This window comes from Phytoactinopolyspora endophytica (assembly GCF_004138495.1).
In the GTDB taxonomy this organism is placed as follows: domain Bacteria; phylum Actinomycetota; class Actinomycetes; order Jiangellales; family Jiangellaceae; genus Phytoactinopolyspora; species Phytoactinopolyspora endophytica.
On the sequence record NZ_ML142856.1, the window covers coordinates 62,049 to 62,426 of the forward strand.

General features: G+C 68.3%; 1 protein-coding gene. It reads right to left on the reverse strand.

What is annotated here, in order from left to right; all coding sequences use genetic code 11:
* The coding region (locus tag ELR45_RS35310) for a DUF7927 domain-containing protein (protein WP_165367841.1) at positions 1–378 on the reverse strand (378 nt) is incomplete at both ends.

A 378-nucleotide genomic window follows, 5' to 3' on the forward strand; every position in this document is an offset into this window, starting at 1 on the left:
GCCACGAGCACCCAGATCGGCATACCCGAGCCGGTATCCGGCAGCGGCGGCTGCGGGCTTGGTGGCTGCGCACCCGGAGGCTGGTCACCCGGAGGCTGCTCGCCCGGAGGCTGCTCAGCCGGGGGCTCTGCCGACGGCGTGTGGTGATCGGTCTTGCAGTCGGCGTTGCCGTCCTCTGCCTCCACACACACCGCACGCTCGTCGTCACTGGTGACGACGTTGCGCATGGTCGCGTCCGGCTCGTCGCCCACCGTCACCGAATAGGTCACGGTCACGACCTCTTCGACCTCGAGATCACCGGTCCACGTCAGCGTGGAACCGTCCCGGCTGACCTCACCGGAAGAGGCCTTCGCATCGTCATTCCAGCTCGCGACGTTG